Annotated in this window: 2 protein-coding genes; both read left to right on the top strand. The window is 42.9% G+C overall.

Annotated elements, in window-relative coordinates; translation table 11 throughout:
• A partial coding sequence (locus AC1DWN_RS32480) for an RluA family pseudouridine synthase (RefSeq protein WP_477562966.1) occupies window positions 1–544 on the top strand: 544 nt, incomplete at its 5' end.
• A 117-nt stretch (window positions 545–661) separates the two neighbouring features.
• The gene (locus tag AC1DWN_RS32475; protein WP_477562965.1) at window positions 662–1900 is read left to right on the top strand and encodes an LL-diaminopimelate aminotransferase; all 1239 of its coding nucleotides are present in this window, start codon (window positions 662–664) and stop codon (window positions 1898–1900) included.
• Window positions 1901–2233: the final 333 nt, after the last annotated feature.

Below are 2233 nucleotides of genomic sequence, written 5' to 3'. Positions count from 1 at the left end.
GGGCATTAATGGTGTTCTGCGCCCAGGTATCGTGCATCGTATCGATAAGGATACGACAGGCTTGCTAATGGTTGCCAAAAATGACTTGGCACATATTTCACTTGCTGAGCAGTTGAAGGAGCATACCGTCACACGCAAGTATATCGCTCTTGTACACGGTAATTTACCGCATGATCAAGGTACAATTGATGCGCCAATCGGACGTGATTTAAATGATCGTAAAGTGTTCACCGTAACAGAGCGCAATAGCAGACATGCCGTTACGCATTTTGTGGTTATGGAGCGCTTGGAGGACTATACAATCGTAGAATTGCAGCTTGAAACAGGACGAACGCATCAAATCCGTGTCCATATGAAATACATTGGACATCCTCTAGCTGGTGATCCGGTATATGGCAGAAACAAAACAGTTGCTTTGAAAGGTCAGGCTTTGCATGCAGCGGTCATTGGATTTACACATCCGCGCAGCGGGGAAAGACTTGAATTTGAAGTGCCAATGCCTGCAGATTTTGAGCATGTTCTTAATAGTTTACGCTTGCGGTAACATTAAACGTGCAATAGTGCAAACTTTTCACCAGATTATTCATTATTTCAGTCAGAGAAGTAAGTTATTCTAATCAATAACAACGAAATTACTGAAAATAAGGACTGGTGACACGAAATGACATCGATTAATCAAAACTATTTGGAGCTGCAAGGCAGCTATTTGTTCTCAGAAATTGCAAAACGACGCACGAAATTTATGCAAGAAAATCCAAATGCTGAAATTATTAGTCTTGGTATTGGCGACGTTACACGCGGCTTGCCGGATGCGGTGCTTCAAGCGATGCACAGTGCAGTGGATGAGCTTGCGGCACCGGGATCTTTTCGCGGATACGGGCCAGAACAAGGCTATGATTTTTTAATTCAAGCGATTATCGACAATGATTATAAATCACGTGGTATTGACATCGCATCCAATGAAGTATTCGTAAGTGATGGTTCGAAATGTGATGTAGGCAATATTCAAGAAATTTTTAGTCAAAATAGTATTGTTGCTGTTCAAGATCCTGTTTACCCCGTTTATGTCGATACGAATGTAATGGCAGGACGCTCAGGTAAATATAATCAAGAAACGAAACGTTATGAGGACATTGCTTATTTAGAATGTACAGCTGAAAATGATTTCAAACCAAGCTTGCCAAACCGTAAAGTGGATATCATTTACTTATGCTACCCAAACAATCCGACTGGGATGACGCTGACGAAAGACGAGCTCAAAATATGGGTTGATTATGCGAAAGCTAACAACTGCATTATTTTGTATGATTCTGCTTATGAAGCGTTCATTCAAGAGGACGATGTTCCGCACAGCATTTATGAAATCGAAGGCGCTCGCGAAGTAGCCATTGAATTCCGCAGCTTCTCCAAAACAGCTGGTTTTACAGGTGTTCGTTGTGCGTACACAGTGGTTCCGCGTGAGCTTAAGGGTCTCGATGCTGCTGGTAACGAAGTATTGATTAACGATCTGTGGAATCGCCGCCATACAACAAAGTTTAATGGTGTATCGTATGTTACCCAACGTGGAGCCGCAGCTATATACTCCGCTGAAGGACAAGAGCAGATTAAATCGCTGGTTGAGTATTACATGACGAACGCTGCAATTATCCGTGATGGACTTGCATCACTTGGTCTTGAAGTGTTCGGCGGTGTTAACGCACCTTACATTTGGCTGAAAACACCTAATGGTTTGGATTCTTGGGCATTCTTCGACAAGCTTCTATCTGAAGCGAATATCGTAGGAACACCTGGAGTTGGCTTCGGTCAGAGCGGTCAAGACTATTTCCGCTTAACAGCATTCGGCAGCCGTGAGAATACAGAAAAAGCAGTTGAACGTATTCGAAAGCTCAGTCTAAAATAACTAACGCTTACCTTGTATAGTTAATCGGAATGTATCAACACTAAGTAGAGCGAAAATAGGCGTTTGTACTTGACATTGTTTGTCGAATGTGGGATAATTCCTTTGATATACAGCAGTACCTTTAACTCAGTCCCGAGAGGCTGGCAAGGTAGCGTGAATAACAAGTCAATATAGTGAGAAGAGTAGGACAGCCTATTACACCGCTTTCTGTGACGAGAGCTGTGAGGTGTGTACCCTGTCTTTTCCTGACTAGTCACCGACTCCTTGCGAACGACGCAAGGAGTTTTTTTATGCCTTTATGCCTTATTACATCAGTTACGGAAGGGGATAGCG

This window comes from Paenibacillus sp. P4_A7, assembly GCF_056402455.1.
The sequence above is the reverse complement of the archived record's forward strand: the minus strand, read 5'-3'. Positions and strand labels throughout refer to the sequence as shown.